General features: G+C 51.2%; 21 protein-coding genes. 11 read left to right on the plus strand and 10 right to left on the minus strand.

The features are described from left to right. The first annotated feature begins 36 nt into the window (after nucleotides 1–36). Nucleotides 37–1,005: a DUF6929 family protein gene (locus EFB08_RS03335; RefSeq protein ID WP_125077639.1), complete on the plus strand. Its 969-nt coding sequence runs from the start codon at nucleotides 37–39 to the stop codon at nucleotides 1,003–1,005. A 77-nt stretch (nucleotides 1,006–1,082) separates the two neighbouring features. Here the strand turns inward: EFB08_RS03335 and EFB08_RS03340 are convergent, their stop codons facing one another. From EFB08_RS03340 to EFB08_RS03355, 4 genes are all read right to left on the minus strand, one after another. Beyond that, nucleotides 1,083–1,496, minus strand: a complete 414-nt coding sequence (locus EFB08_RS03340) for a T9SS type A sorting domain-containing protein (protein WP_227006190.1) — start codon at nucleotides 1,494–1,496, stop codon at nucleotides 1,083–1,085. Nucleotides 1,497–1,594: 98 nt separating this feature from the next. Next, a complete protein-coding gene (locus EFB08_RS03345; protein WP_165864787.1) occupies nucleotides 1,595–2,293 on the minus strand; it encodes an SGNH/GDSL hydrolase family protein in 699 nt (232 codons plus the stop codon). 211 nt (nucleotides 2,294–2,504) lie between these two features. Further along, a complete protein-coding gene (locus EFB08_RS03350) occupies nucleotides 2,505–3,890 on the minus strand; it encodes a lysophospholipid acyltransferase family protein (protein WP_123125466.1) in 1,386 nt (461 codons plus the stop codon). A 151-nt stretch (nucleotides 3,891–4,041) separates the two neighbouring features. Further along, entirely contained in the window at nucleotides 4,042–4,773 is a 732-nt protein-coding gene (locus tag EFB08_RS03355) for an adenine nucleotide alpha hydrolase (protein WP_123125467.1), read from the minus strand. A gap of 270 nt (nucleotides 4,774–5,043) precedes the next feature. On the opposite strand from EFB08_RS03355, the gene EFB08_RS03360 reads away from it, so the two are divergent. Next, complete coding sequence (locus tag EFB08_RS03360) at nucleotides 5,044–6,276, plus strand: ROK family transcriptional regulator (RefSeq protein WP_123125468.1); 1,233 nt, start codon at nucleotides 5,044–5,046, stop codon at nucleotides 6,274–6,276. A gap of 368 nt (nucleotides 6,277–6,644) precedes the next feature. Here EFB08_RS03360 and EFB08_RS03365 read toward each other — a convergent pair whose 3' ends face one another. Beyond that, on the minus strand, nucleotides 6,645–7,136 hold the full coding sequence (locus EFB08_RS03365) for a DUF4112 domain-containing protein (protein ID WP_123125469.1): 492 nt from the start codon (nucleotides 7,134–7,136) through the stop codon (nucleotides 6,645–6,647). A gap of 686 nt (nucleotides 7,137–7,822) precedes the next feature. After that, nucleotides 7,823–9,475 carry an L-glutamate gamma-semialdehyde dehydrogenase gene (gene pruA / locus EFB08_RS03380; RefSeq protein ID WP_123125472.1) on the minus strand — a complete coding sequence of 551 codons (1,653 nt, stop codon included), beginning with the start codon at nucleotides 9,473–9,475 and terminating at the stop codon, nucleotides 7,823–7,825. A gap of 144 nt (nucleotides 9,476–9,619) precedes the next feature. Between pruA and EFB08_RS03385 the strand changes: the two genes are divergently transcribed. Continuing rightward, a complete protein-coding gene (locus EFB08_RS03385) occupies nucleotides 9,620–10,366 on the plus strand; it encodes a class I SAM-dependent methyltransferase (protein ID WP_123125473.1) in 747 nt (248 codons plus the stop codon). 112 nt (nucleotides 10,367–10,478) lie between these two features. Here EFB08_RS03385 and EFB08_RS03390 read toward each other — a convergent pair whose 3' ends face one another. The 3 genes from EFB08_RS03390 to EFB08_RS03400 all read right to left on the minus strand — a co-directional run bounded on the left by EFB08_RS03390 (nucleotide 10,479) and on the right by EFB08_RS03400 (nucleotide 13,064). Beyond that, a complete protein-coding gene (locus tag EFB08_RS03390) occupies nucleotides 10,479–11,018 on the minus strand; it encodes a hypothetical protein (RefSeq protein WP_123125474.1) in 540 nt (179 codons plus the stop codon). Between the two features lie 313 nt (nucleotides 11,019–11,331). Then, on the minus strand, nucleotides 11,332–12,168 hold the full coding sequence (locus EFB08_RS03395; protein WP_123125475.1) for a metallophosphoesterase family protein: 837 nt from the start codon (nucleotides 12,166–12,168) through the stop codon (nucleotides 11,332–11,334). Between the two features lie 155 nt (nucleotides 12,169–12,323). Next, complete coding sequence (locus EFB08_RS03400) at nucleotides 12,324–13,064, minus strand: nucleotidyltransferase (RefSeq protein ID WP_123125476.1); 741 nt, start codon at nucleotides 13,062–13,064, stop codon at nucleotides 12,324–12,326. A 288-nt stretch (nucleotides 13,065–13,352) separates the two neighbouring features. On the opposite strand from EFB08_RS03400, the gene EFB08_RS03405 reads away from it, so the two are divergent. Continuing rightward, on the plus strand, nucleotides 13,353–13,757 hold the full coding sequence (locus EFB08_RS03405) for a hypothetical protein (RefSeq protein WP_123125477.1): 405 nt from the start codon (nucleotides 13,353–13,355) through the stop codon (nucleotides 13,755–13,757). 10 nt (nucleotides 13,758–13,767) lie between these two features. On the opposite strand, the gene EFB08_RS03410 is transcribed toward EFB08_RS03405, so the two are convergent. Further along, nucleotides 13,768–14,466, minus strand: a complete 699-nt coding sequence (locus tag EFB08_RS03410) for a TIR domain-containing protein (RefSeq protein WP_227006191.1) — start codon at nucleotides 14,464–14,466, stop codon at nucleotides 13,768–13,770. A gap of 294 nt (nucleotides 14,467–14,760) precedes the next feature. Here EFB08_RS03410 and EFB08_RS03415 point away from each other — a divergent pair, with 294 nt between their 5' ends. From EFB08_RS03415 to EFB08_RS03450, 7 genes are all read left to right on the plus strand, one after another. Further along, nucleotides 14,761–16,704, plus strand: a complete 1,944-nt coding sequence (locus EFB08_RS03415) for a DNA polymerase III subunit gamma/tau (RefSeq protein ID WP_123125478.1) — start codon at nucleotides 14,761–14,763, stop codon at nucleotides 16,702–16,704. Nucleotides 16,705–16,770: 66 nt separating this feature from the next. Next, on the plus strand, nucleotides 16,771–17,307 hold the full coding sequence (locus EFB08_RS03420; RefSeq protein WP_123125479.1) for a hypothetical protein: 537 nt from the start codon (nucleotides 16,771–16,773) through the stop codon (nucleotides 17,305–17,307). A gap of 536 nt (nucleotides 17,308–17,843) precedes the next feature. Beyond that, nucleotides 17,844–20,807 (plus strand): M16 family metallopeptidase, encoded by a 2,964-nt coding sequence (locus EFB08_RS03430; protein WP_227006192.1) that lies wholly within the window; start codon nucleotides 17,844–17,846, stop codon nucleotides 20,805–20,807. A 200-nt stretch (nucleotides 20,808–21,007) separates the two neighbouring features. Beyond that, complete coding sequence (locus EFB08_RS03435) at nucleotides 21,008–21,502, plus strand: RNA polymerase sigma factor (protein ID WP_123125482.1); 495 nt, start codon at nucleotides 21,008–21,010, stop codon at nucleotides 21,500–21,502. Further along, nucleotides 21,502–22,110 (plus strand): hypothetical protein, encoded by a 609-nt coding sequence (locus tag EFB08_RS03440; RefSeq protein WP_123125483.1) that lies wholly within the window; start codon nucleotides 21,502–21,504, stop codon nucleotides 22,108–22,110. Before EFB08_RS03435 ends, EFB08_RS03440 begins: the two co-directional genes overlap by 1 nt. Nucleotides 22,111–22,471: 361 nt before the next feature. Then, nucleotides 22,472–23,713 (plus strand): alpha/beta fold hydrolase, encoded by a 1,242-nt coding sequence (locus EFB08_RS03445; protein WP_123125484.1) that lies wholly within the window; start codon nucleotides 22,472–22,474, stop codon nucleotides 23,711–23,713. 329 nt (nucleotides 23,714–24,042) lie between these two features. Further along, nucleotides 24,043–25,251: an alpha/beta hydrolase-fold protein gene (locus EFB08_RS03450; RefSeq protein WP_123125485.1), complete on the plus strand. Its 1,209-nt coding sequence runs from the start codon at nucleotides 24,043–24,045 to the stop codon at nucleotides 25,249–25,251. Nucleotides 25,252–25,495: the final 244 nt, after the last annotated feature.

Below are 25,495 nucleotides of genomic sequence, written 5' to 3' on the forward strand. Positions count from 1 at the left end.
CTAGTACGGCTCTTACCTTATTGCACCTGCCTTGTTATGTCTATTTTTTCAGTCAGTTGCCAGTCAGACGCAGAGTCCACCACCACTCCCACGGCAATCATCAGAAAGAAACTGGTCTTGGAGGGAATTCCTTCGGCTTCTGGCATAGAGCGCGTGGGCGATCAGTACTACGTCATCGGGGATGATTCGCCTTATCTTTTTACCCTAGACAAGAACTTCAAGGTAACAAAGAAAACACCGCTGTTCGAGGCCAGTTCTATGGTGGAAGGTCGTATTCCTAAGCCTGTGAAGCCCGATTTGGAAGCCATTACCCAACTTACCATGGAAGGTGGTCAGCCCTACCTGTTCATCATAGGCTCTGGGGCCACCGAACCCCGCAACACCGGTTTTCTGATTCCCCTCACCCGAAACGGCCCAGACAAACCCATCACCATTAACCTGACTCCTCTTTACAACCAACTGCGCGCCAACAAAGCCATCACGGGGCAGGCGGCCCTTAACATTGAAGGCCTAGCAGCCGATGAAGAATATGTTTATTTCCTGCAGCGGTACGCGCCCGGCGGGCAAAACGTACTCATCACGTATACCCTGGAATCCATGGTGCCTTTCTTACAAGGAAAAGGCGCCGCCCCTAAACCAAGTGGCATCAAAAGCTGGACTCTGCCCGATATAGCACAGATTAAAACCGGATTCTCTGGGATGACGACCGCCTTGGGTGGCCGGATGCTCTTCACTGCCTCGGCCGAAGAAACCCCCAACGCCGTGCTGGATGGAGAAATCTACGGCAGCCTGGTGGGCTTGCTACAGGCACATCCGCATAACACCCCCGGACCCGCCAAACCACAGGTGGCTGTGACCATCACTGAGCAAGACGGTACTCCCTACAAAAGCAAGATTGAGTCTATCTGCATCTCAGGCCAGGACCGCAGCGACCTCACCGCCGTCTGCGTGGCCGACAATGACGATGGCTTTTCTGAACTGGTTGTGGTGAAATTCTCCTGGTAACGGAAAAACGCCTCCTAAACGGAAAGGCCTGCGGTGATGGATCATCTGCAGGCCTTTCCGTTTATATTGAATAATATTTATCTACGCCGAACGCGCATCTTTTTCCAATACACGGTATTAGACGTTTTTACTTCTACCAGATAGGTACCGGTGCCTAACTTACCAATATTGATGGGCGCCGCCAAGGTTTGGTCACCGGCCGGAATAGGTTGGGTATAGAGCACTTTCCCGGCGTAGTTCTTTAGTTCCAGAACGCCGGCCTCGGGCATGTCTTGCTGGAAGGATAGCAGGAACACTTCACCTTTTTTGTCTTGCGGGAAAAGGTCAATGCCTGATAAAGTTTCGCGGCGGACGGGAGCTTCCTTTACGGGAGCGGACATGGCCAACGTACCTTTCGGCAATGTGTTAGGTTTATTCTGTGCTTGCGTGGGGGCACCAGCAAAAGCTAACATCCCCGCCACTAACAAGGCACCAACTGCGTTCAATTTCATTTCCATACGGGATAGTTAAAGGAGTTAAAAGAAGCCCGCTCCTGCGGTGAAAGTTCCATTACATATACCGTTCCAATTTTGAGGCACCTCTGAAAAATCTAGTCCAGCAACTTCTTCTTCGCCTCTGGTAGCGCCATTTGGGCCCATCGCTGGTGCATTAAGCCGCTATAGTGCAACCCATCTGAGGCCAGGTAAGCAGGTGTCTCCTTCACCAACAAAGAGACCTCATACACGTCAATTACCGTGATGCCGGCTGCCGCTGCCTCGGCCTTTATGACCTCATTGAACTTCTGTATCTGAGCACTGATATATGCCTGGTCCCTGCTTGAACCAAACGGCGTAGCACCCCAGTCTGGTATGGTCAACACCAACACATTCTTCGGGTCTTTCATGGCAATAGCGGTGCTAAAGGTCAGCAATTCCTTGAACTGTGTTCTGAATTCCTCCAGACCACGCCCCTGGTACTGGTTGTTCACCCCTATCATGAGCGACACCAAGCCGTAGCCTCCGTCAAACTTCTCGGTTTTTACCCGTTGCAGGAGATCGGCGGTGGTCCAACCGGTTTGGGCAATGACGCGCGGCGCTCCTACCTTCACTCCTTCCCCGGATAAAAAGTTAGCCAAATGCACCGGCCACCGCTCTGTAGCCGCAACCCCTTGCCCAATGGTGTAGGAATCGCCTAAAGCCAGGTAAGAACCGGAGGCACTGGGCGTGTCAGGGATCTTGGGTGAAGGGGTAACTTCTGGCTCTTCGGTATCAGAGGAAGAACACGCCGCCAGGAAAAATAGGCTGGTCACGAAAACTAGTATTCTGGAGAATGGATGCATTTTTCTAAAATCAAGATAAAAGCAGAACCTCCTGCCCTTTTCCTATTTACGCAACAGGACCTCTGGATGGATTGTTCATGCAGCTTTCGGCTTGAGCAATAGAAAGAAGCCTTTTCCTGAACACTACACTTGCTGAATTGTAGTGTTCAGGAAAAGGCTTTAGGAAAGGTTGATCTTTGAATTACGCCTGTTTCGTTTCGGCCGTGTTTTCTGGGAAAGAGGCTAAAAACTCTTCGCGGGCTTGCTCCAGGGCGGCCATCAAACGGTTCCGCTGTTCCAGGAGACTGTGCAGCACCGTGGAGCGTTTGGAGAAAAGGGAAAAGAAAATCCAGTTGCGGCGGGCTTCCTGGATGCGGTGCCAGTAGTGCAACACAAAAAATCCGGTGATGGGCAGGGCCACCAGATACCCCACCAAGGCCCAACCTGATATACCCAACCAGGTATGCACCGCCCACCCAATCAGCGTATAGAAGATGGGGAACGTGAACATGCCAATGGTCATCATCATGGGCGCGTAAAACTCAATGTCTTTGGTCAGGCTGCGCGCAATTTTAGCTGGCAACAGGTACGGCAGGTAGTTGTGAATGACCCCAAACAAGTAGAAGGGAAAGCCCAACACCAGGTAGAAAATGGTTTTCACCGTACCCCAAGCTACTTCGCGGCGGTTGGGGATTCGTTTGAACGCATCGGGCACCAGGCCTACACTTTCCAGGTGCTGAAGATAGTCCTGCAGCTCGGTACGCAGATAGTGCATACGTTCTGGCTGGCGGGCCTCAAAGTATTTAATGCTTTGCAGGATGCCTTTGGTAATCAGGAACCGCTCCTCCGATTCTGACTCTGATAGGTCCAGTTCTTTCACCAGTTTGCTTTGATACACCGCTTCTACCTGACGGGCCAGGGCGTCTTCCTCATCGGTTTCGGTGTGGATGACCAGGTCCTCCAGCCGCTCCTTTAGATGGTCAGTGAGGGCGTGGGCAGCTTTGAAGGGATCTTCGGCGTACGCCGCCTGAAAGTCTTTGACGTAGATGGGCTCGCCTACGTTCACAAACACATCGCTCCGGAAGCGGGACGGGTCTGAGTAATTCACGCCTACCGGCACAATGCGCAGCCCCAAGTTGAAATTATGCTGCGCCTCGGCACCCAGGCTGATGCGGGCAGTACCGGTTTTGAGCGGACGGAGGCGGCGCTGCATGAAACTGTTTCCTTCGGGGAAAACCATAAGGGTGCCACCCTTGCCCAGAAACTCATAGCATTTGGAAAACGTGGCATCGTTCTGAGCGGTTCCTCCCTCACCCACGTCTTCGCGGCGGTACACCGGAATCATGAACAGACGGTGGAAAAGCCAGCCCTGAATACCGGGTTTGAAAAAGCTGCTTTTCGCCAGGAAGTAGACATTCTGCTTCATGAGCGAAGCCGTCACCACGGGATCCATGAGCGTGTTGGGGTGATTAGACACCACAATCAACGGACCTTCGGAGAACAGCAGGTGCTTGTTATTCACCGTAAACCGCCGGAAGAACACGCGCAAGGCAATCTGGAAGAGAGTCTTAAGCAGAAAGTACAACATAGAGGAGCAGCATTAGGGAAGGAAGCTACGCATTTTCAAGCCGATTTCAGAAAAAGGGCTTGAAAATAGCCAAGAGCTCTGTTTGAGGTCGCAGAAAGGAAGCGTTTCAGGCCTGTTTCAAAGAAATCAGGCTACAAACGACAGCCTACTATTACGCAGGCAGCAGGTCACAGAACCAGAAGCCGGTATCATACGAAACCGAAGTAGCGGCAAAGCAGTCATCGTCTGAATCTTGGGTAACCGGCGCATAACTTCTGAACAACACCTCACCTGTTTGCACCGGTACCGTCTGTTTGAAGTTGGGTCCGTCATAGACAAAGGAATGGTACTCGCCGTTTTCGCCGCAGGGATCTACGTGAGCGGGCAGGTCGTTGATGAAAGCCTCGTCCAACTCACGGCCCGCAAAGGAGGCATCCAGGTGCTTGCCGTTGACGCAGACTATCTTGGCTTTGAACCCGGCGTGCCAGAACTCCTTTAGCAACGCGGCCGGGTCTTCGTCCCACAAAGGGAACTCGGCCTGAATCTCCACTGTGGCCAACTGTTCTTCGCGGTACTTCCGAAGATCCTCCAGATAGATATCCCCGAAGACGCCGTGCGTTACTCCGGCCTTCTTAAACCCGGTCCAGACTTGGGCCATGGCTTGGTTGTACACCGGCATGCTGGCCCCTTCGGGCAAGTAGAGAGGCCGCCAGGGCAATCCTAACGCTTGAGCCTGAGCCTGCATCAGTTCTTCGCGTACGCCGTGCATGGTCACCCGCTGGTGGGCCTGGCTTAACGTGGTGAAAAGGGCATGAAGGCCAAAGCTTTGCTGTTGCTGAATTCTGTGTAAAGCGAGGGCAGAATCTTTGCCACCGCTCCAGTTGAAAATGGCAAGGGGTATCATACCGGGAAGGTACGCAATCTGGTTTGCAGTCAAAGTGGGCTCCTTGGGTTTCTACCCAGCCGAATAAGGAGGGATAAACCTAAAAAACTGTCATTTTTGCATAAATAAAGCTATTTTTTAGGTGTATGTACTTGAAATTTAACAGATTAGATTCGTATATTGAAGAATTATGTAAAGTTAGCGCCACCTTCTTCGGAAATAAGTAAATTTGTACTGCAAGCCGAATAATCTGAGGATACTACCTCCCGTCTAACCCTTACGCCACCCAAGATGAACAGTACTTTCTTTGAGGAAATGAACCATGATTTCCCAACTGGGGTGGCCTTCAAGAATGTCAACCTCAAGAAGAAAGTTATCTCCTATTTTGCCAATACGGGCAACGCCACCATTGCCGAACTGGGCAAGGAACTGAACCTGAGCATTCCTAAGATCACCAGCCTGCTGAATGACCTTATTCAGGAGGGATTGGTGCAGGACCACGGCAAGGTAGACTCTACTGGCGGCCGCAAGCCCAACGTTTACGGGTTGGCTCCGGAATCGGCCTTCTTTCTGGGAATTGACGTGAAAACGCACCACATCAACATCGGCCTCACCGATTTCCAGAAGAATCTGATCAGTGAATTCCAGAGCTATCCTTACCTGTTGTCCAATGACAAGGCTTCGCTGGATGAGCTTTGCCATATCATCAACAACTTCATCACTGAGCTGCCCATTCCCAAAGAGAAAATCCTGGGCATCGGCATTAACCTCTCGGGGCGCATCAACTACTCCAAAGGCTACAATTACAACCTCTTCGATTTCCATGACGCGCCGCTGAGTAAGGTCATTGAGGAGGAGATTGGCATCAAGGTATTTCTGGAGAACGATTCTCGGGCCATGGCCTACGGTGAGTTTTGCTCTGGCGTGGTAGAAGGCGAGAAAGACGTGCTGTTCCTGAACCTGGACTACGGAATTGGCATGGGCATGATCCTGAACAACCAGCTGTTCTACGGCAAGTCTGGGTACTCCGGCGAGTTTGGCCACATTCCGCTGTACCAGAACGAGAAGATGTGCAAGTGCGGCAAAAAAGGCTGCCTGGAGACCGAGGCTTCGGGTTGGGCCTTGATTGAGATGTTCAAGGAAAGCATGCAGGCGGGCGCCTCTACCATCGTTTCCCAGAGCAACATCCACCCCGATGAGCTCACGCTGGAGGACATCATCAACGCCGCCCAAAAAGATGATGTGCTGGCTATTGAGCTGATTGCCAAAATAGGCGATAAGATAGGCCGCAGCATTGCCCTGCTCATCAACATCTTCAACCCCGAACTGGTGGTCCTGGGCGGAAGCCTGGCTTCTACCGAGGATTACATTCTGCTGCCCATCAAGAGCGCCATCAAACGTTATTCTCTAAGCCTGGTGAACAATGACACACAACTGAAGGTCTCCAAACTGGGCGAACAGGCCGGGGTGATAGGCGCCTGTCTTCTGGTACGCCATCGTTACCTCGCGCTAGAGCATAATTAGATTTCCCCAATATGATCTTTGGACTCCAGAAATCGCTGGCACTAGTGTCTCGCTCGTGTCCGCACGCATGGCAGATAACTTTAAAGGAACTCTCCTCCCCTATTTTGTCATCCTGAAAGGATCTTGTGAGCAAACGGCAATGGCGTTTCTCCACCGCTGTTCTAGTCCGCCCACAAGATCTTTCCAAGATGACAGGAATGTGTATTAAATCGAATATTCTCAGGAATACATGCGGACACGAGCGGGACACTCGCGCCAGCGACGGCAAAGCCCATTCTTTCCTTAAACAGTAAGGCCCGTTTCAGGTCTGTTTTCCTAAAAACAGACCTGAAACGGGCCTTCTATAATTTTACCGTTATTCTAAAAGGTTACCACGCCGAGGAGGCCCAAAGCCACAGGTACTCCGCCACTTTCCAGAGGCCATAGAGCAAGAGCCCGAACAGAATCAGAAAAGCAATCAGCACGCCGATGATGAACCCTGTTCCTTTGCCCTGGTACTTGCCTTCCTGGTAATGGCGGCGCAGCAGGTTTACGTTCTTCTGGTTGGCTTTGTACCCGAAGTCAAAGATCCAGCCCACGATGGGGATACTACCGATCACCGCATCCAGGAAAATATTAAAAAGCATCCTGACCACCAACGCCCGACTAGCCCCATGTTTGGCCATGGTCATGACCAGCACCCCCGACATTGCGAAGGAGGAAAGATCGCCTACCACCGGCAACAAACCCATGATAGGGTCCAACCCGAACCGGAAGTTGGTGCCGGGCATCTTGAATTGATTATCCAGTAAACGGGAGATAGACTCTACCCACTTCAGGCGTTCATCAACGGGGGTAACGGGCGGGGTTATCTGGTTCATGGCGCTTTAGGATTTCTCCTTCATACGCAGAAAAAAGCCACAAGATTAGTTTCAGCCCTGGCGTTGCAGCAATCCCTGCAGGCTGTTCTTCACCTCGGACCACTACTGGTCAACGATGCTGAGGATCACGGTATCATGCACACGACCTTCTGAAATAACCATGTGATTACGCAAAATACCTTTCTTCCTGGCCCCTATGCGGCGCATGGTCTAGCGGGAGCGCTCAAGGACCACATCGGTTTTCAGGGTGCCCCTGATGCAGCCCAGGCCTTCAAAAGCATGTTGGAGCAGCAGGTATTTGCCCTCGGTATTCACGTCGGTGCATTGCCCGGCCGGGATGAGCTAGGTCAGCCTACCCTTTTTCCACCTTGAAAAATCACCTTCTCTACCCTTGAAAGTCTCGTCTATTTGGCATCCTGAAAAGTCTTCCCTTTTGTCATCTTGGAAAGATCTTGTGAGCGAGTTAGAATTGTCATGGCCCTAACGTTATTTTCGTTCGCTCCCAAGATCCTTTCAGGATGACAAAAGGGAGGAACCCACCCAATTCCATTTACAACAAAGAAGGGCTTCCCCTTTAGTAACACCGCAACAAGAAACCAAGGCTTGTTCAGGCCCTCTTTAAACAAAACAGCCCTGAAACGGAAATCCGTTTCAGGGCTGTTTTCAGGAAATCAGGTCAAAAACGCTTAGAGAGCACCTTCGGCAGCACTTCCGCCTTGCAGGAACGGGTAGCGGTAATCTACCGGCGGCACAAACGTTTCTTTGATCGTACGGGCACTGGTCCAACGCAGCAGGTTCAGCATGGAACCGGCTTTGTCATTGGTACCCGAGGCACGGGAACCCCCGAACGGCTGCTGCCCAACCACGGCACCAGTCGGTTTGTCGTTGATGTAGAAGTTACCGGCCGCATGGCTCAGTTTCTTCGTGGCCAATTCTACGGCGTAACGGTCATTGGAGAAAATAGCACCCGTCAATCCGTAAGGAGAGGTTGTATCTACAATCTCCAGAATCTCCTCAAACTTATCGGCATCATAGACGTGCAGCGTGAGTACCGGTCCGAAAAGCTCTTCGCACATGGTCACGTACTGCGGGTCCTGCGCCACAATCAGGGTTGGCTCAATGAAATACCCCTTGCTCTTATCATGGTTACCGCCGGCGATGATTTCTACCTGGTCATCGTTTTTGGCGGCATCAATGTACTTGGCCAGTTTGTCAAAGGATTTCTCATCGATCACGGCGTTGATGAAGTTACCGAAATCCTCGGGGTCACCCATTTTCAAGGATTTCAGGTCTTCTACCACATGCTGCTTCACCTCTTCCCAGATGTTGCTTGGGATGTAGGCACGGGAAGCGGCAGAGCATTTCTGTCCCTGGTACTCAAATGCCCCGCGGGTAATGGCCACAGCCACTTCTTTGGCGTGCGCCGATTTATGTGCCACGATAAAGTCTTTTCCTCCGGTCTCACCCACAATGCGCGGATAACCACGGTATCTGGTGATGTTCTCCCCAATGGTTTTCCAGATGTGGTTGAACACGCCGGTGCTGCCGGTGAAGTGAATACCCGCGAACTGACGGTGCTTGAAGATGACATCTCCGGCCTCAGGACCGTCTACGTACACCAGGTTGATCACGCCATCTGGCAAGCCAGCGGCTTTGAACAGATCCATAATCACTTTAGCGGAGTACACCTGGGTGTTGGCAGGCTTCCAAACCACCACGTTCCCCATCATGGCCGGAGCGGCGCACAGGTTAGCGGCGATGGAAGTGAAGTTGAACGGTGTCAAAGCAAACACGAAACCTTCCAGCGGACGGTGTTCCAGACGGTTCCACATGCCCGGTAAAGACTCCGGCTGCATTTTGTAGACATCGGTCATGTACTTCACGTTGAACCGGAAGAAGTCAATCATCTCGCAGGCGGCATCAATCTCGGCCTGGAACGCGTTCTTAGACTGACCCAACATGGTGGCAGCGTTCATGCGCGCCCGGAAAGGTCCGGCCAACAGATCGGCGGCTTTCAGGAAGATAGCGGCGCGGCTTTCCCACGGCATCTGGGACCATTGCTCGCGGGCGGCCAGAGCGGCGTCAATGGCCTGCTGTACGTGGCTTGCGTTACCGTAGTGGTAATTCCCGATCACGCGTTTGTGGTCGTGCGGAGGCGTTACAGGCATCAGGTTGCCGGTGCGTACTTCCTCGCCCCCGATGTACATGGGTATGTCTAATTGCTGCTCACGCAGCTCCTTATAGGCTTGAAGCAGTTCTTCTCTTTCTTTGCTGCCCGGCGCATACCCTTTTACGGGTTCGTTTACCGGAATGGGGACATTGAAAAATCCGTTGGACATATTGGGTATTGGTTTTAAATTCAAGTATTGAGATAAGCAAAGGTAGGGCTTTCGGGGAAAAAAGGCTAACCCATGGTAGCCAGCGGGTTCATGGGCTTTTCTACCCCAACGGCTACACCTTCTAAAGGTTAATTCTATACTGCTATGGCACCCAAAGACCATTTCTCTACCCAAGCCAGCCTGTACAAGAAGTTCAGGCCCACCTACCCAGATGCCCTGTACCAGCATCTGCGCTCCCTGGTTCCCACCCCTGAACTGGCCTGGGACTGCGGCACCGGCAACGGACAGGTAGCCGTGGAACTAACCAAGTTCTGCCCCCACGTGCACGCCACCGACATCAGCGAGAAGCAACTGGCGCAGGCCCCGGCCTCAGACCGCATCACTTACCACCTGCTTCCGGCGGAGCACACCACTTTCCCGGATAACTCCTTTGATCTGATCACCGTAGGCCAGGCCGCGCATTGGTTTGATTTGGAGAAGTTCTACCAGGAAGTGAACCGGGTAGCCAAACCGAATGGCGTTCTGGCTCTCTGGGGTTATGGCGTGCTTTCCATCTCGCCGGAGGTGGATATACTCTTCCATCATTTCTACTCACAGACAGTAGGGCCCTACTGGGATTTCGAGCGCAGCTACGTTGACAAAGGCTACACCACCCTTCCATTTCCGTTCCGGGAGGAACCCGCTTTTACCGGCGCCATTACCACCCACTGGTCTTTACCCGACTTTGAAGGCTACCTCAATTCCTGGTCCAGCGTGCAGACGTTTATCAAGAAGCACGGGGAAAACCCGGTGAATGGGTTGATGGAGAGGGTGAAAGAGGTTTGGCCAGAAAACGACACCAAAGAAGTGCGGTTCCCGGTTTTCAGCCGAATAGGCAGGAAAAATAAGTAAGCCTGTTTTGAGGCCGATTTTAGAAAATCGGCCTCAAAACAGGCTTATGAAAATTTGATTTAGAAGTACGCTGCCCAAGAACTAGAAACGGGAGCAATTGAAATGACAGGAATTAGTTGCTAGTAAGCTTCATAGAGTTAAGGAATTTTCTCAGAGGTGCCTCAGAAGTCCCTACTGGTTGCGCAAGAGAGGTATGCCCTAAATTGTAAACGCGTCCATTTATAAATAAAAGCCTATTGCTGCGTTTAACTTTGGCGCCGTCTTGTTGAACGGTAGTATAGGAAAATTCAATGCCCTTATGCGTACCTAAATTAAAAGAGCTGGAATCAGTAAGAGTAGCCTTTGCATTCCGAATCATAGAATCCATCATACCGAGATAAAAAGCATATTTATCTTTAATCGGCTCTTGTCCAGGTTGCACCGTGTGATCCATGAAGAAGGCCATGTAAACAGCTTCCTGCGATCTAGAGACATATAGTTTTATTCCGTTAGCATCCTGCTCTGAGGGTTGACTGGGAAACTCTACAGACATTGTTTGGTCTAATTGCACTCTGGACTGCTCCGATAAAGGTGTGGTCAAAGCTAGCAGTGGGCAAAAGCAGATAGCAGCAAGGATTAGGGTTAGCCAGTTAGGAAATTTAGAGTTTTTCATGAGATCTTTTAGGATGCAGAATCGAGCCTTAATTATTCTTATTGGGTTTGAAAATTACTAAATCTAAATTGATTCTCTCCTACCAGGTAAAAGCATATTAAATGAAAGATCAAAAGTCTGCTTTGTAAATACACAATGGCTCCAAAATCAGAGATCCGCTTTTGACCTGTTTTTATGGAAACAGGTCAAAAGCGGATCTCTGATTCTAAATATTATACAGCGCCGGAAAACCAAAGGGCAACCACAAGGGATTGCCCCTACAAGTTCTTGCCAAAAGACTCAGGACTCTAGACTCAGAACTCAGGACTGCCTTCTAGACATCAAACAAGAAAAAAGGCATCGCAAAGCCGGCTTTCTGCAGGATGGGTTTGGCTACGTTGAATACTTTGATGCCTTTGGCGGTCTCTCCTTCCAGGGTTCCGATGTGCGCGTGCCCGTGGAAACAGGCTAGCACGTTCTGCCGGTCCAGCGGCTCAGCGAGGCGGGAACAGCCCAGGAACGGATGGATGGCTTCTGGCTCGCCTTCTACCGTGGCCCTGATGGGCGAATAATGCAACACCGCAATTTTCTTTACCTCCGGATTCTCGGTATCCAGGCGGGAGAGGCCGGCTTCCAGTTTGAGGGCCTCATCTACGGCCTCCTGCACGAAGGCTTTGTTGCTCACCTCCCCGAACATGGACAACATGTATTTGTCAAAACCGCCGCCAAAACCCTTTACTCCTGCAAAACCCACGTTCTTGATCACCACCGCATCGCCGTCCAGGAAGTGCACATTGTCACGCATGAGGCAGGACCGGATTTCTTCGTGCTCGTCTTTGTCATGGTCGTGGTTGCCCAGCACGCAGACTACCGGAATGGTACAGGCGCGCATTTCCTCGGCTAAAACTTCGGCTTCCTTGGCGTAGCCGTGATCGGTGAGGTCGCCGCAGAGCAGCAGGATATCGGCTTGGTCAGAGGCGGCTTTGAAGAAATCAACCCACTTGCCTTTGTCAGTTTCGCGTACGTGGATGTCGCCCACGGCGGCAATGCGAACGGGCTTTTTCACTTCTTCGGGCCCGATGGCCGACTCACCAGCGGGAGACGGCGGGGCAATGGGCTGTAAAGGCTGAACGGGCTGCGGCGTAACGTAGGATTGCGGTTGTTGTTCCATTCGGGTTTAGAGTTTAGACGCTAGACAATAGTTGTTAGACCTTTTGTTTGAGTCATGGAATACGGGAGAAGAGCGGGGCTTGGTTTAATCCAGGCTTTCGTGCGCTCCTTTCCTATTGAAGATCAAACATCTAAAATCTAGCCTCCAGTATCTTTTTAAATGGTCATGATGGTCATGGCTTTGAAGCCCCACTCAGTCACGGCCGGGGCATACTGCGTCTGGTCTATGAGCAGACCTCGGCATACTTTCTCAGTAGGCGGCGGCATGTCAAACTGTTCTTTGGCACGCAGCAGCAGCTCATCAAACATCCAACGCGGAATGATGTCCCTTTCTGATGGGTACACGAACTGAAACGACAGGAATTGCATGAGCACCAGTTGCCAGTGTTGCTCCAAGGTCTGCAAAATACGTTCCCAATCCATGTGCTCGCCGTAGCGCAGAATGAGGTGGTTCAGGTCTGATCCATCGTAACGCTCGCGGTTCTGCACGTAAATCTTGCACCGGAACAGGTCCTCGGCGGAGATGTATTTCACGGGCACGCCAAACTCAGTTCCATCCGGGGCTCTCCGGAACCAGCCATCGTTCACGGGCATGTTGTTGCCGGGGTTGTTGAAGATGAAGTCCACGTATTTCCCATCTTTGAAGGCTTTGGCCAGCCAGCGGGCATCAACCAGCTCGGTCTTGAAACCTTCATCGTTGAAAATCTTGAGCAAACGCGGGCAGTCGCCGGCCTTGCAGAACACGTCCATGTCTTTCATGGCCCGTTGCATGCCAGTGTACTGCCGAAGCGCAAAACCGCCGCCCATCAAGAAAGGCAATCCGCTTTCGTGCAGCATCTTGAGCGCTTGCGGGTAAAATTCCTGGGCCACCTCTGGGGCCATATCGTCTAATTCCATAATATTTTCGGTGCTGAAAGGTACATAAGGTGTTCGCCTGCGAAAGCGCTTCGCCCGCTGCCCTGTTCACGGGTAGCTGAAAGCCGCCTTCGGGAAAGAAACAGTGGGTATAGCATTTACTGAATCCTTTGAAAAATGTTATCCAGAAATCCTTCAATATGCCCTTACCTTGCTTACCAGCCTCTTTTTAGATCGATTTCAGAAAAATAGCCCCAATTCGGAAAAAGCAGTCCCGCTTGTGGTCTGGGCAAGCCTGCGTAATTTTGGGCTTTACTTCAAGAAAAAACAATGTCTGGAAAGAAAGTGAAATATATCCTGATGGCAGTATTCGCAGTTCTGATCATCTGGTTTGTCAAAGATGCGTTTACCCAACCGGGCGTGCAGGATTTAAAAGGAGATTTCACCGAAATAGCCATGTACCGGAACGAAAACAACACCGGTCCCATCCAGCGGATCTATGCCGTCACCCTAACAGACACGCTCTGGGATCAGATGCAGCAGTACGGAGACTACATGCCCCATACCAAATACGGCACCACCAAAGTGTATTTCTTTCTGGAAGGACAGCCCGCACCACAGGCAGTTACGCCAGGAGAACAGAACTTTGACGCACAGTTCCAGCCCCACTGCCTGGCCAAATACGAGAAAGATGCTATGGGCCAGGTGAGCCTGGTGAAGCGGCCTTTTAGGTAAGGCATTCTACCTAAAATGGCAAATCATCATTTGGTAGGTCATCATTTATAGATGATAAAGCTGAAATTTTGCTTTCATTTTGCAACAAATACTCGACTCCACTTTGAGAAATTTTGTATGCATAAAAAACATTCCCAGAATTATCTTCGGTATTTTCCTTTTCAAGATATCCTAGTCTTTCCAACTTTATTACACACAAATCAATTTGATTATCATTAACCTCCTTAATATCTTTCTTTACAACCCAAATTGGCCAACCTACTGGAGCTTGAGTATAAGTAGAAATCAGTGAGGAAAGGACTTTAAAATCAATATCTGACAGGTGATTATTTAGTGTATGATTTAATTGATTATCAACTTTGTATAATTGGGCATTTTTGATGGACCCAAGTCTTTCAACTTCTCTTTTAATCTTGGTACAAGCTACATTTACGGCAGATGTTAGATCATTATCCGATCTGTTTGGCTCGTAATCAGCAGTTGTCATTCCAAGTAGGTCTGTTGGCAGGTGCAATTCTACACCCCTTGGCTTGACGATATAGCATCTTTCCTTTCCTATTGTACCAATAAATAACCCAAGTTCAAAAATCACATTATCTCTTACCACTTTCTTTTGCTCCTCCCTGATCATTAATAGATCATCAGGTGAGAATATAAAAACAGCAAAATCAACAGAGTATTGTATTGTTTGATAAAGCAAATGTGCCATTCCTCCAAATAGTTACCTCAGTTGAATGATCCATGTTCTCATTTATAGCATCAGCTATACTTAAACTTTCAACTGAACATCCTATAAACAATCTTGGCTTTCTCATTTGGGAGGTATTATGCTTTTCAAAAGTAATAATAAACTTGCTAATTAAGATTTCATACCAATCAACTTAGCTCAGCTACCCCAAAACAGCCCTTAGACACCATCCCCTTTGCACTAAACCAAGAACCTTCCTACCCTGCCCAGATTCGGTTTCGCAATCGATTTAGAAACCTTTAACTTTGTAGAGCGATGGAGAATTTTGTTGTATCTGCTAGGAAATACCGCCCAACTACGTTTGATAGCGTGGTGGGGCAGCATCATATTACCACTACTTTAAAGAACGCGATCAGCAGTAACCACCTGGCGCAGGCATTCCTGTTCTGCGGCCCGAGGGGCGTGGGCAAAACCACGTGCGCGCGGATTCTAGCCAAGACCATCAACTGCCAGAACATCACGCCGGAGGTAGAGGCCTGTAACGTGTGTGATTCCTGCAAGAGCTTCAACAACAACAGTTCGTTCAACGTGCACGAGCTGGATGCCGCGTCCAACAACTCAGTAGAGGACATTAGAAACCTGGTGGAGCAGGTGCGCTATGCGCCGCAGACGGGCAAGTACAAAATCTATATCATAGATGAGGTGCACATGCTCTCCAACTCGGCCTTCAACGCGTTTCTGAAGACCTTGGAGGAGCCGCCAGCCTACGCCATTTTCATTCTGGCTACCACTGAGCGCCACAAGATCATTCCTACCATTCTCTCGCGCTGCCAGATCTTTGACTTCAACCGCATCCGGATTGAGGACATGGTGCAGCATCTGGGCCGCATTGCCCAAAAAGAGGAAATCAAAGCCGATGACGATGCCCTGCACCTGATCTCGCAGAAAGCCGACGGTGCCCTGCGCGATGCCTTGTCTATCTTCGACCAGATGGTGACCTTCTCGGGACATCACCTCACCTACAAGGCCACCGTGCAGAACCTGCACATCCTGGACTACGATTATTACTTCCGCCTGACGGAATACCTGCTTACCCAGAACCTGAGCGGCGCCTTGCTACTTTATGACGAAATCCTGAAAAACGGCTTTGATTCGCACAACTTCGTACTGGGCATTGGCGAGCATTTCAGGAGCCTCTTGGTGTGCAAAGACACGGTAACGGTTCAGCTGTTGCAGGTCTCTGACAACATCAAAGCCCGCTACGCGCAACAGGCGCAGGAAGCCTCGCTGAGTTTCTTGTTATCAGGACTGAACCTAGTAGGAAGCTGCGACCAGAACTTCAAAGCGGCTAAGAACCAGCGGTTGCACGTGGAACTGCTGCTCATGAAACTGGCTCACCTGCCGCACGCCTTGCAGCTTGCCTCAGACCTCTCTGTGAACGGAGAGGTCAAAAAAAAAACTAATGGAAGTTCCGTCGTAGGAGCGCAGAACGGTTCGGCTCCGGTTGGTGCTCCGGCAACTCCTGCTCCGGCGCCCGCTCCAGTTATTGCCCCGGCTTCCCCAGCTCCGGCTACACCGGTTTTAGCCCCTTCTGCGAAAAACGGCTCTGAAACGCACCACAACACCGCTCCCTCAGACATGGACGCCGGCGAAGACCCGGTGTTTGACACCTATCCGGATCAGGCGCCTTCCCCGGTGCCTTCCATGGCGCCTCCAATGCCCGTAGCGGCGCCGGCAGCCCCGGCCCGGCCCATTGCTTCCCCCCTGGCCAGCCGGAAACTCTCCAAGCTGCCCAGCCTGAAGAACATTGAGGAACAGGTAGCAGCCTCGGCAGCGCCGATGGTGGAAGTCTTGGAAGAGGAGAATGAGGCCTATGTGCCCGGCTCCCTACCCACCATAAATGAGCACAAACTGCAACAGCTCTGGAAACTGTACGTGGACCGCGTGAAGCACACCGACCGCACCCTAGAGTACACCATCCTGAACCGCGAGTGGTACTTTGACGCTGAGAAAGCCGAGGTGCATTTGCAGGTGGAAAACGAAGTGCAAGTAGCCGAGTTCAACAGTTTTAAGCCGGAGTTTCTCTTGTATCTGCGTCAGGGACTGGGCCATAACCGCCTGCAGGTGCACATTGACGTGGTGCAGCAGGAAAATGCCCGCAAGCTCTACACCTCGCAAGACAAGTACAATTACCTGGCAGACATGTACCCTGCCCTCAAGGACCTGAAAAACCGGCTGGGTTTGGACACCGATTTCTAATACACCCTTCCGGTAAACCTGTGGGCCGTTTTGCACGTCTCACAGGTTTACACGTAACTCCCTCCCATGAACCAGCACCTCTTTGATCGTAAAACAGATTCTTTCTTCGGGGCCCTGAGTTATGTGGGATATGCGCTGTTGCTGGCGGGCCTGGTGCTAGGCAGCAGTGCCTGGTGGCGCACGGATGATGTAGACAAGGTTCAGATGCTGGCCGTTGGCACGCTCCTGCTCCTACTAGGCGTACTGTTCAAATTCACATTCCACGGTTTCCAGCTCGATCTCCAGCACCGCCGCGTGCGGGAATACCTGAGCATGTTCGGCCTGAAGACCGGCAAGTGGGCGCCTTTACCCGCGTTCCAACATGTGCGACTCACCTCCCACCTCAGATTAGCCAAGGACCACGGCCACACCCATGATCATGACCATGAACCCGCGGCTCCTGTCATGTGGTACACCATCGGGCTGTACTCCCAATCTGCAGAACCAGACTACGAACTCCGCACCGACAACGCCGAGGACGCCCTGAAAACCCTCCACCTCCTTTCCACCCAACTAGGCATTCCCGCCGAGAACAACCTTGCCTCCCCTGCTTCCCATATATAGCGATTGTTTTTGAGCCCGTTTTCAGCAAAACATGCTGTAAATCAGCAGGTGCAAACTCTCCTCTTTGCTCCTCCCAAGAGAGGAATTTGCTATAGCCATTCTTATACTCACGGCAGTTGCAAACTGCCGGTCATGTTGGGTCCAAGTCACAGACTTAAACCATGAAAAAGGGAGAAGTCTTACCATTCTAATTGACGCATTTCCGTTTCCAGCCTTTCGGTTGAGCGCCTTTGTTTTAGACCTGGTGCCGCGGATGCGGCAGGCCAACCGGCCAAGGCTAAAACAGCAGCGCGATGCCGGAAGGCGGGGCCTCGCGGCCATGAGCGCTCGGAGCCCTGCTATGCAACAATAAAGCTATTGCACCTACGCAAACAGCAGCGCCACGCCAGCACAAACAGACTACGCATGCACAAAAAAACCTTTTAGAGAGCAAAGCCCCTGTCCTACCCTCAACATCAACCCGTTATAAAACTCACCATAAAATCCCCCGGTTTTCTTATATTTGATAACTATCTATCAGATAAATTCCACCTGACGTGAAAAAAAGATTTATTGCTTTTTCCCTCATGGGAGCAGTGCTGTTCTCCCAATGCAAGACCAGTACGCCAACCCAAACCACCGCCACGGCCGCCGAGACGCCAACTGCGGAGGCAGCCAAGAAAGAGTTCACCTACACCACCGTGCCAAATGATCCGCTGAAGGCGCGCATCTACAAGCTGGACAACGGCCTCACGGTGTACCTGACCAAGTACGAGAATGCGCCCCGTATCCAGACCTACATCGCGGTACGCGCGGGCAGCAAGAATGATCCCGCCGATGCCACCGGCTTGGCGCACTACCTGGAGCACATGGCATTCAAAGGTTCTACCCGCTTAGGAACCATCAACTGGGAAAAGGAGCAAGAGGAACTGGCCAAGATTGAGGCGCTGTATGAGCAGTACCGCACCCAGAAAGACCCGGCGCTGCGCAAGAAAACCTACCACCAGATAGACTCCATCTCGGGGGTGGCCGCGAAGTATGCGGTGCCTAACGAGTACGATAAACTGGTGGCGGCCATGGGCATGAAGAACTCCAACGCCAGCACCTGGGTAGAGCAGACCATTTATTACGGCGACATTCCCAGCAACCAGGTAGACAAGTGGGCCATGCTGGAGTCTGAGCGTTTGGGCGTGATGATCCCGCGTCTGTTCCACACGGAACTGGAGGCGGTGTACGAAGAGAAAAACCGTTCGCTGGACTCTGACAACAACAAAGCGTTTGAAGCGGCTTTCGCTGCCTTGTTCCCCACGCACCAGTACGGTGCTCAGACTACTATTGGGACGGTGGAGCACCTGAAGAACCCGTCCATCACCGAGATCAAGAAGTATTTTGATAAGTACTACGTGCCCAACAACATGGCCATTGCCATGAGCGGCGACCTGGACTTTGACCAGACCATCAAAACCATTAATGAGCACTTCGGGAGATGGCAGCAGAAAGCTGATCCAGCCTACGCGCCGCCGCAGGAGAAGCCGATTACCGCACCCGTGGTGAAGGAAATCTTGGGACCGGAGGCCGAGAGTCTGTTGATGGCGTACCGTTTTCCGGGTATTAAATCAAAAGACGCGTTGGTGTTGCGCATGATCAACCAGATCCTGAGCAACGGCCAGGCCGGCTTGATTGACCTGAATATCAACCAGAAGCAGGCCGCATTGGGCGCCGCCTCTTTTGCCGAGGTCTACAATGATTACAGCGCGCACTTCCTGAGTGCCAATCCACGCCAGGGCCAGACCTTGGACCAGGTGAAGAACCTGTTGCTGCAGCAGATTGAGTTGGTGAAGAAAGGGCAATTTGAGGATTGGCTCATCCCGGCCATCGTGAACAAGAACAAGATCAGCAAGATGCAGGCCTACGAGAGCAACGCGGCCCGCGCTACCGCGTTCGTGGATGCGTTCATCGCCCGCCAGGATTGGGCCGATTACCTGAAGCAGGAAGTCGATTTTGAGAAAATCACGAAGCAGGATGTGATGGATGTGGCCAACCGCTACTACGGAAACAACTACGCCGTGATTTACAAGCGCACCGGTCAGGATCCTACCGCCCAAAAAGTGGAGAAACCTACCATCACGCCGGTTCCTGCTAACCGCGAGGCCCAGTCTGAGTTCTACAAGCAGGTGGCCAGCCGTACCGTGTCTGACCTGCAGCCGCAGTTCGTGGATTACAAGAAAGACATCCAGGAAGGCAGCCTGAAGAGCAACATTCCGGTATACTACACCAAAAACAAAGAAAACGGCTTGTTCAACCTGTTCTACATCCTGGACATGGGCACGAACAACGACCTGAAACTTGGCTTGGCCGTGGATTATCTCCAGTACCTGGGCACCGACAAATACACCGCCGAGGAGCTGCAGAAAGAGTTCTTCAAGATCGGCTGCTCCTTTGGCGTTTCCTCGGGTCAGGACCAGGTGTATGTGTCTTTGACCGGTCTGGACACGAACCTGGAGAAAGGCCTGCAGTTGTTTGAAAGTCTCCTGCAGAATCCTAAAGCCGATCCCAAAGCCCTGAACGACATGGTGGCCGGCATCCTGAAAGACCGCAAAGACGCCAAATTGGACAAGAACACCATCCACAGCGTGGCCATGGTGAACTACGCCAAGTACGGCCCTAAGAACCCGTTCACCCACATTCTGAGTGAGCAGGAACTGAAGAAAGTGAAGCCTGCCGAGCTGATCTCCCGCATCAAGAGCATCCCTACGTACCAGCACCGCGTGCTGTACTATGGCCCGCGCGAGCTGCAGGCGATTACCGCCACGTTGAACACTGGCCACATTGTGCCGGCTGCGTTGAAACCGGTCCCTGCGGAGAATTCCTTTAAAGAGCTGGAGATCAAAGACCGCAAGGTGTATTGGACGAACTATGACATGGTGCAGGCCGAGCTGCTGTTTTTGACCAAGTCTCTGAATTATGACCCTAAACTGGTGCCTACCATCAGGTTGTACAATGAGTACTTTGACGGCGGCATGGGCGCGATTGTATTCCAGGAACTTCGGGAGTCTCGCGCGTTGGCGTACTCGGCCAGCTCAAGGTTTGCGAATGCCAGTCGGAAAGACCGCGCCAACTACATCATGTCGTACATCGGAACGCAGAGTGACAAGTTGCCTGAGGCCATGGCTGGGATGCAGGAACTCCTGAACGATCTGCCGCTGGCGGAGACCAACTTCACCAACGCCAAGGCATCGGTGCGCAACAGCATCGCGACGGAGCGCATCAACAAAGTGGGCATTCTCATGAACTACGAGCAGGCGCGTAAACTGGGCGTGGACCATGACCTTCGCCGCGATATCTACGAGAGCTTAGATGCGCTCACCCTAAATCAGATCAAGGCTTTTCAGCAGCAGTTTGTAAAAGGCCAGAACCAGACCATTCTGGTCATCGGGTCAAAAAACAGGCTGAACTTCAAGGAACTAGCTAAATATGGCAAAGTGAAAGAGTTGACGTTGAAAGAGCTGTTTGGGTACTAAGCGATGGATGTTAGACACTAGATTTTAGTATTTAGACTTTTGCAGAAGGAGGGGCCGTGGGTCTCTCCTTCTTTGTTTTTGGCCTGTTTTGCAGAAAAGAAGCCAAAAACAATATGGCTTCCTTCCCTGAAAATAAATCTCCCTGCGCCTGTGATTTTCTTCCGGCTAGATACACTAATGGGATGAAGATTGATTTTTAGATGGATTTACAAGAGCAGTTTACCCACGTCATCCAGGAAAACAAAGGCTTGATCTTGAAGATAGCGGCTATGTATACCAACACCTTAGACGATAGAAAGGACCTGCAGCAGGAGATTGTGTTCCAGCTCTGGAAATCATATGCGTCATTTAAGCAGGAATCTAAGCTGAGTACCTGGATGTATAGGGTGGCCCTGAACACTGCCATTTCTCAACTTCAGCAAACTAAAAGGAGAGTAAGTACCACACCCTTGGAACTGGATGCAGATGGTCTCGCCGAAGAGTATGACAAAGCCGAGGAGGAGCAGATTCAGCAGATGCACGCCCAGATCCAGAGTCTTAACCTGCTGGACCGAGGCATCATCCTGCTATTTCTGGAAGGCAAGAAGTACGATGAAATAGCCGCCATTGTGGGCATAACGTCCAGTAACGTGGGTACCAGAATCTCTCGCATCAAAGAAAAACTAAGAACACAGTTAACTAAACAACCCGCATAATGGAACTGGAAGAAATGCAACAGGCCTGGCTTAAACTAAGCCTGAAAGTAGAGCAACAAGAAGCCTTGGCCACTCAACTGGTGGAGAAAACCATGCATCAGAGCTATCACTCCACTTTGAACAGAATCAAGTATCCTGAGATGGTGGGCACCTTTGTCTGCTACGCGGCCGCCGGATACGTGAGCGTGCACCTCTTTAAAATAGAAGGCCAGTTTATGCAGCTACTGGCAGCCTTGACCATTGTGGTGCTCTTGGTGCTGCCCATTATTTCTTTGTCCGCTGTGCGCGCCATCAAGGGCGTGAACATCTCAGGGGCCACATATGTGGAAACCATCAAGACGTTTGCCCAACAGAAGATACGGTTTCAAAGGCTTCAGAAAATAAACGTATTGCTGGGGCTGGTGCTCTTTGGGGTTTCTCTGCCGGTAATGGCCGCCATTCAAGGAAAAGACCTTAACCAAATCCCTTACCTCTACACAGTGATGCTACCCGTGGGCGTGGCGACGTTTCTGGCCTTCGCATATTGGGTGTTGAGGGCTTACAATAAAACGCTGGCAGAGATGGAAAGCCTGCTCACAGATATACACAATGGATTAGCTTCACTTTAAAGAATAGCCATGCCGATAGAGCTTATGGGCTGAGGCTATAAAATAGTTTTCCGTTGTGCCGTGATTAAGTGTGGTTCACAGCGCCTACAGATAAGGAAGGAGCGGCCGTTGGTCTCTCCTCCTTCGTTTTTGGGCTGCTTCAACCAAACTAGGCCAAAACTGAATTTGTAATCCGTAGGAAAACTAAGCGGATTCTCTTCAACATCAAGTTGTACTATCTTTCTTGAGCAGCATCATTCCTAAAAAAGAAAACCTCTCAGGCAACCAGCGTCTTCTATATAGCATCTACAAGATATTAACCTTCTGCAGGGGCTTTAATATTAGAGCCGCTTGACCTACATCTTGTTAAACAACTAATTCTATGATGCTCAAAAGAACCTTGCTGTTGCTGTTTTTCCTGGGGAATATGGCGTTGGCCCAAGCGCAACAAACCCAGATGGTGAATGTGGGGAACCACTCGCTGGAAATGGTACAGGCAGGCGCGGGAGAATACACCGTCATCTTTGAATCGGGGTTTGGAACGGCTTATATAGTATGGGGCAACGTAGCCTCTGAGGTGATGCAGACCAACCGGGTACTACTGTACTCCAGGGCCGGAACAGGCAACTCAGAACCGAACCCCAATCCGCATACCCTGGAGCAGGCGGTGCAGGACCTGGAAACCCTGGTGCAAAAGGCCAACCTCAAAGCACCCTTCATTCTAGTGGGTCATTCCTACGGGGCCTTCATTATCCGTGCCTACGCGGCAAGGCACCCCGACAAAGTGAAGGGCTTTGTGTTTGTGGACCCGGCCCACGAGAAAATGATGCAGGAGCTGAAAAAGGCAGACTATGCCAAAGCGATGAAAGACATAGAACTACAGAACAGCTTCGTGCCCGCCAAGTTCAAGCAGGAGAACGAGGCCATTAACCAGATCTTCGAGAAAGCCGAGCTGCCTTATTTCGGGAAGCTGCCCCAGGTACCCGCCGTGGTGCTGACCTCGGTACAGAAACGAGCGAACCCCGAGTTGTTCCTGCACGAGCCCAAGGGCGTGGAAATATGGCGGAATCTGCACAGCACGTTCTTTGATCAGCTTACCAGCGGCGCGCATGTCATCACCTCCAGAAGCGGACATAACATACATCGCGAAGAGCCGGAGCTGGTGGTGAATGCCATCAACCAGGTGGTGCAGGCCGCCGCCAAGGAAAAGCAGCGGCAGGAACACGAAGCGAAAATGACGGCCCTGGAGGCGAAGATGCTGCAAGCGGCCGCTCTCTTAAAACAGCGCAAAGAGCCGAAGGCCGAGGCAGTGGTGTTCGAGGCGCTGCGTAACTCCGGTTTTAAAGAGCCCATGATCAACACCATTGCCTACCAGCAGCTCAACAATCTAGATCACATCGCCCTGGCCCTGCTGACCTTCAAATACAACACCGTCCAGTACCCGCAATCGGCCAATGCATTTGACAGCTACGGGGAAGCCTTGCTGAAGCAGGGAAACCTCAAACTGGCAGAACAGCAGTTCCTGAAAGCCGTTGAACTTGCCTCCTCGGCAAACGACGCCTCCACCCTCAGAAACAGCAAGAACAACCTTGAGAAAATCAACCAGCTGAAACAAGCCAAATGATGAAGGGCGAATGGTCCTTTGGGTTGCTGAAGCTTATGGGGTGAAAGGTGCTTTTGCCCCTGGCCATCCTTGCTCTTGGAAGGTAGCGTCGTCCTTTCATCCTGCCGGATGACGTCGTAACGTACGCATCCCGTGAGAACGCTGCTTTTGGGTTGTTTTCACAAAATAAGCCCGAAAACGGGAACTTGCTTCCTGAAGCAAGTCAGCAGCAGAATATACAGCTAATTATATATAGATTTTTCAGGGTGTAATCGGTGAAATCAGTTTACCTTAGTGAATCAATATTCGAAAAACATTTAACCACCCTAACCTTTCTTCCCCTCACCTTCATGAGAGCATTTCTCTTCGCCTTATTGCTATTACCAACACTTTGCTTTGCGCAGGCTGCTAAGCAGAACGACAACCTAATCACCATCGGCACCAAAGAAACCATCCATTCGGCTATTCTAAAAGAGGACCGACACTTGTGGGTGTATGTGCCTAAATCTGGTGATGGCGCGAAGACGCGATACCCGGTGATGTACCTGTTAGACGGAGACGCTTTTTTTACGTCCATGGCCGGCACAGTAGAATATCTGAGCGGACAAGGCAAGATGCCCGAAATGATCATAATAGGCATTGAAAGCCCAGACCGGGTGCGGGACCTGACGCCTACTTATTATCCGTTCTACGCAGACGGAAGGGCAACCAACGATTTAAAGACTTCAGGCGGAGGAGCCAACTTTATGGCCTTTTTGGAGAAGGAGCTCATGCCGTACATTGAAAAGCGGTACCAAACCCAGCCGTACCGCATGCTAGTGGGGCACTCCCTGGGTGGTTTGACTGTCTTGCAGGCCCTGGTGCACCAACCAGCCCTGTTTACTTCTTACGTAGCCATTGACCCTAGCGTTTGGTGGGACAAGCAACTCATCATGAAACAGGCCGAGAGAGTACTCACTCAGAAAGATTATGCCAGCGAAAGCCTCTTCTATGCTGTTGCCAACACCATGGAGAAGGGAATGGATACCGTGCGGGTCCTGCAGGACAACACAAACGACAACCACAGTGTGCGGGAAGCCCTCCAGTTCAGGGAGACGCTCAGAAAAAGCAAGAACCTTTCCTGGGCTTGGAAATTCTACCCAGAGGACAACCACAACTCGGTACCACTGCCTGGGCAGCAGGACGCACTGCGTTTCCTGTTCAAAAAGTATGAAATGCCCAAAGAATTAGATGACTCCACCATCACGGTGGCGTACGTCAAAGACCATTACAAAGCGGTGTCGGCCATGATGCAGTATCCGGTGCTGCCATCAGCGGGGACGGTAAACGCGTTGGGCTACATCTCTCTGGGCAAAAAGCAGTATACAAAAGCTTACCAATTTTTCAAACTGAACATAGACAACTACCCCACCAGCTCTAACCCGTATGACTCTATGGGAGATTATTATTTAGAGATAGGCGACAAGAAGAAAGCCATGGAAGCCTTCAGGAAGGCCCTGTCTCTGAAGGAGGTAGCAGAAACCAGACGCAAGTTGAAGCAGTTGGAAGCCGGTCAATAAGGCTGGGGCACAAAGCTTAATTTATAAAAGCGGGAGCGACCACTAGTCGCTCCCGCTTCGTTTGGAGGCCATTTCAGAGAAAACAGGACTAAAACGCGGGTGCAGATGTCCTTAGGAAGCAATGGGGTTTATACTTAATTGTCTTTTTCAGGGGAACATCAAGGCAACAAGATCGTTAGACCTAATTCGTATTTACTTTTTGGCGCGGCAGGCACTCCGTTGGGAGCAGTGGTTTATTGTTCCA

This window comes from Rufibacter latericius, assembly GCF_003721515.1.
Taxonomy (GTDB): Bacteria; Bacteroidota; Bacteroidia; order Cytophagales; family Hymenobacteraceae; genus Nibribacter; species Nibribacter latericius.

Excerpts from the sequence above, each read along its gene's own strand:
- EFB08_RS03335 (WP_125077639.1), top strand. The coding sequence starts at position 37 with ATGTCTATTTTTTCAGTCAGTTGCCAGTCAGACGCAGAGTCCACCACC.
- EFB08_RS03340 (WP_227006190.1), bottom strand. The coding sequence starts at position 1,496 with ATGAAATTGAACGCAGTTGGTGCCTTGTTAGTGGCGGGGATGTTAGCT.
- EFB08_RS03350 (WP_123125466.1), bottom strand. The coding sequence starts at position 3,890 with ATGTTGTACTTTCTGCTTAAGACTCTCTTCCAGATTGCCTTGCGCGTG.
- EFB08_RS03355 (WP_123125467.1), bottom strand. The coding sequence starts at position 4,773 with ATGATACCCCTTGCCATTTTCAACTGGAGCGGTGGCAAAGATTCTGCC.
- EFB08_RS03360 (WP_123125468.1), top strand. The coding sequence starts at position 5,044 with ATGAACAGTACTTTCTTTGAGGAAATGAACCATGATTTCCCAACTGGG.
- EFB08_RS03365 (WP_123125469.1), bottom strand. The coding sequence starts at position 7,136 with ATGAACCAGATAACCCCGCCCGTTACCCCCGTTGATGAACGCCTGAAG.
- pruA (WP_123125472.1), bottom strand. The coding sequence starts at position 9,475 with ATGTCCAACGGATTTTTCAATGTCCCCATTCCGGTAAACGAACCCGTA.
- EFB08_RS03385 (WP_123125473.1), top strand. The coding sequence starts at position 9,620 with ATGGCACCCAAAGACCATTTCTCTACCCAAGCCAGCCTGTACAAGAAG.
- EFB08_RS03390 (WP_123125474.1), bottom strand. The coding sequence starts at position 11,018 with ATGAAAAACTCTAAATTTCCTAACTGGCTAACCCTAATCCTTGCTGCT.
- EFB08_RS03395 (WP_123125475.1), bottom strand. The coding sequence starts at position 12,168 with ATGGAACAACAACCGCAATCCTACGTTACGCCGCAGCCCGTTCAGCCT.
- EFB08_RS03400 (WP_123125476.1), bottom strand. The coding sequence starts at position 13,064 with ATGGAATTAGACGATATGGCCCCAGAGGTGGCCCAGGAATTTTACCCG.
- EFB08_RS03405 (WP_123125477.1), top strand. The coding sequence starts at position 13,353 with ATGTCTGGAAAGAAAGTGAAATATATCCTGATGGCAGTATTCGCAGTT.
- EFB08_RS03410 (WP_227006191.1), bottom strand. The coding sequence starts at position 14,466 with ATGGCACATTTGCTTTATCAAACAATACAATACTCTGTTGATTTTGCT.
- EFB08_RS03415 (WP_123125478.1), top strand. The coding sequence starts at position 14,761 with ATGGAGAATTTTGTTGTATCTGCTAGGAAATACCGCCCAACTACGTTT.
- EFB08_RS03420 (WP_123125479.1), top strand. The coding sequence starts at position 16,771 with ATGAACCAGCACCTCTTTGATCGTAAAACAGATTCTTTCTTCGGGGCC.
- EFB08_RS03435 (WP_123125482.1), top strand. The coding sequence starts at position 21,008 with ATGGATTTACAAGAGCAGTTTACCCACGTCATCCAGGAAAACAAAGGC.
- EFB08_RS03440 (WP_123125483.1), top strand. The coding sequence starts at position 21,502 with ATGGAACTGGAAGAAATGCAACAGGCCTGGCTTAAACTAAGCCTGAAA.
- EFB08_RS03445 (WP_123125484.1), top strand. The coding sequence starts at position 22,472 with ATGATGCTCAAAAGAACCTTGCTGTTGCTGTTTTTCCTGGGGAATATG.
- EFB08_RS03450 (WP_123125485.1), top strand. The coding sequence starts at position 24,043 with ATGAGAGCATTTCTCTTCGCCTTATTGCTATTACCAACACTTTGCTTT.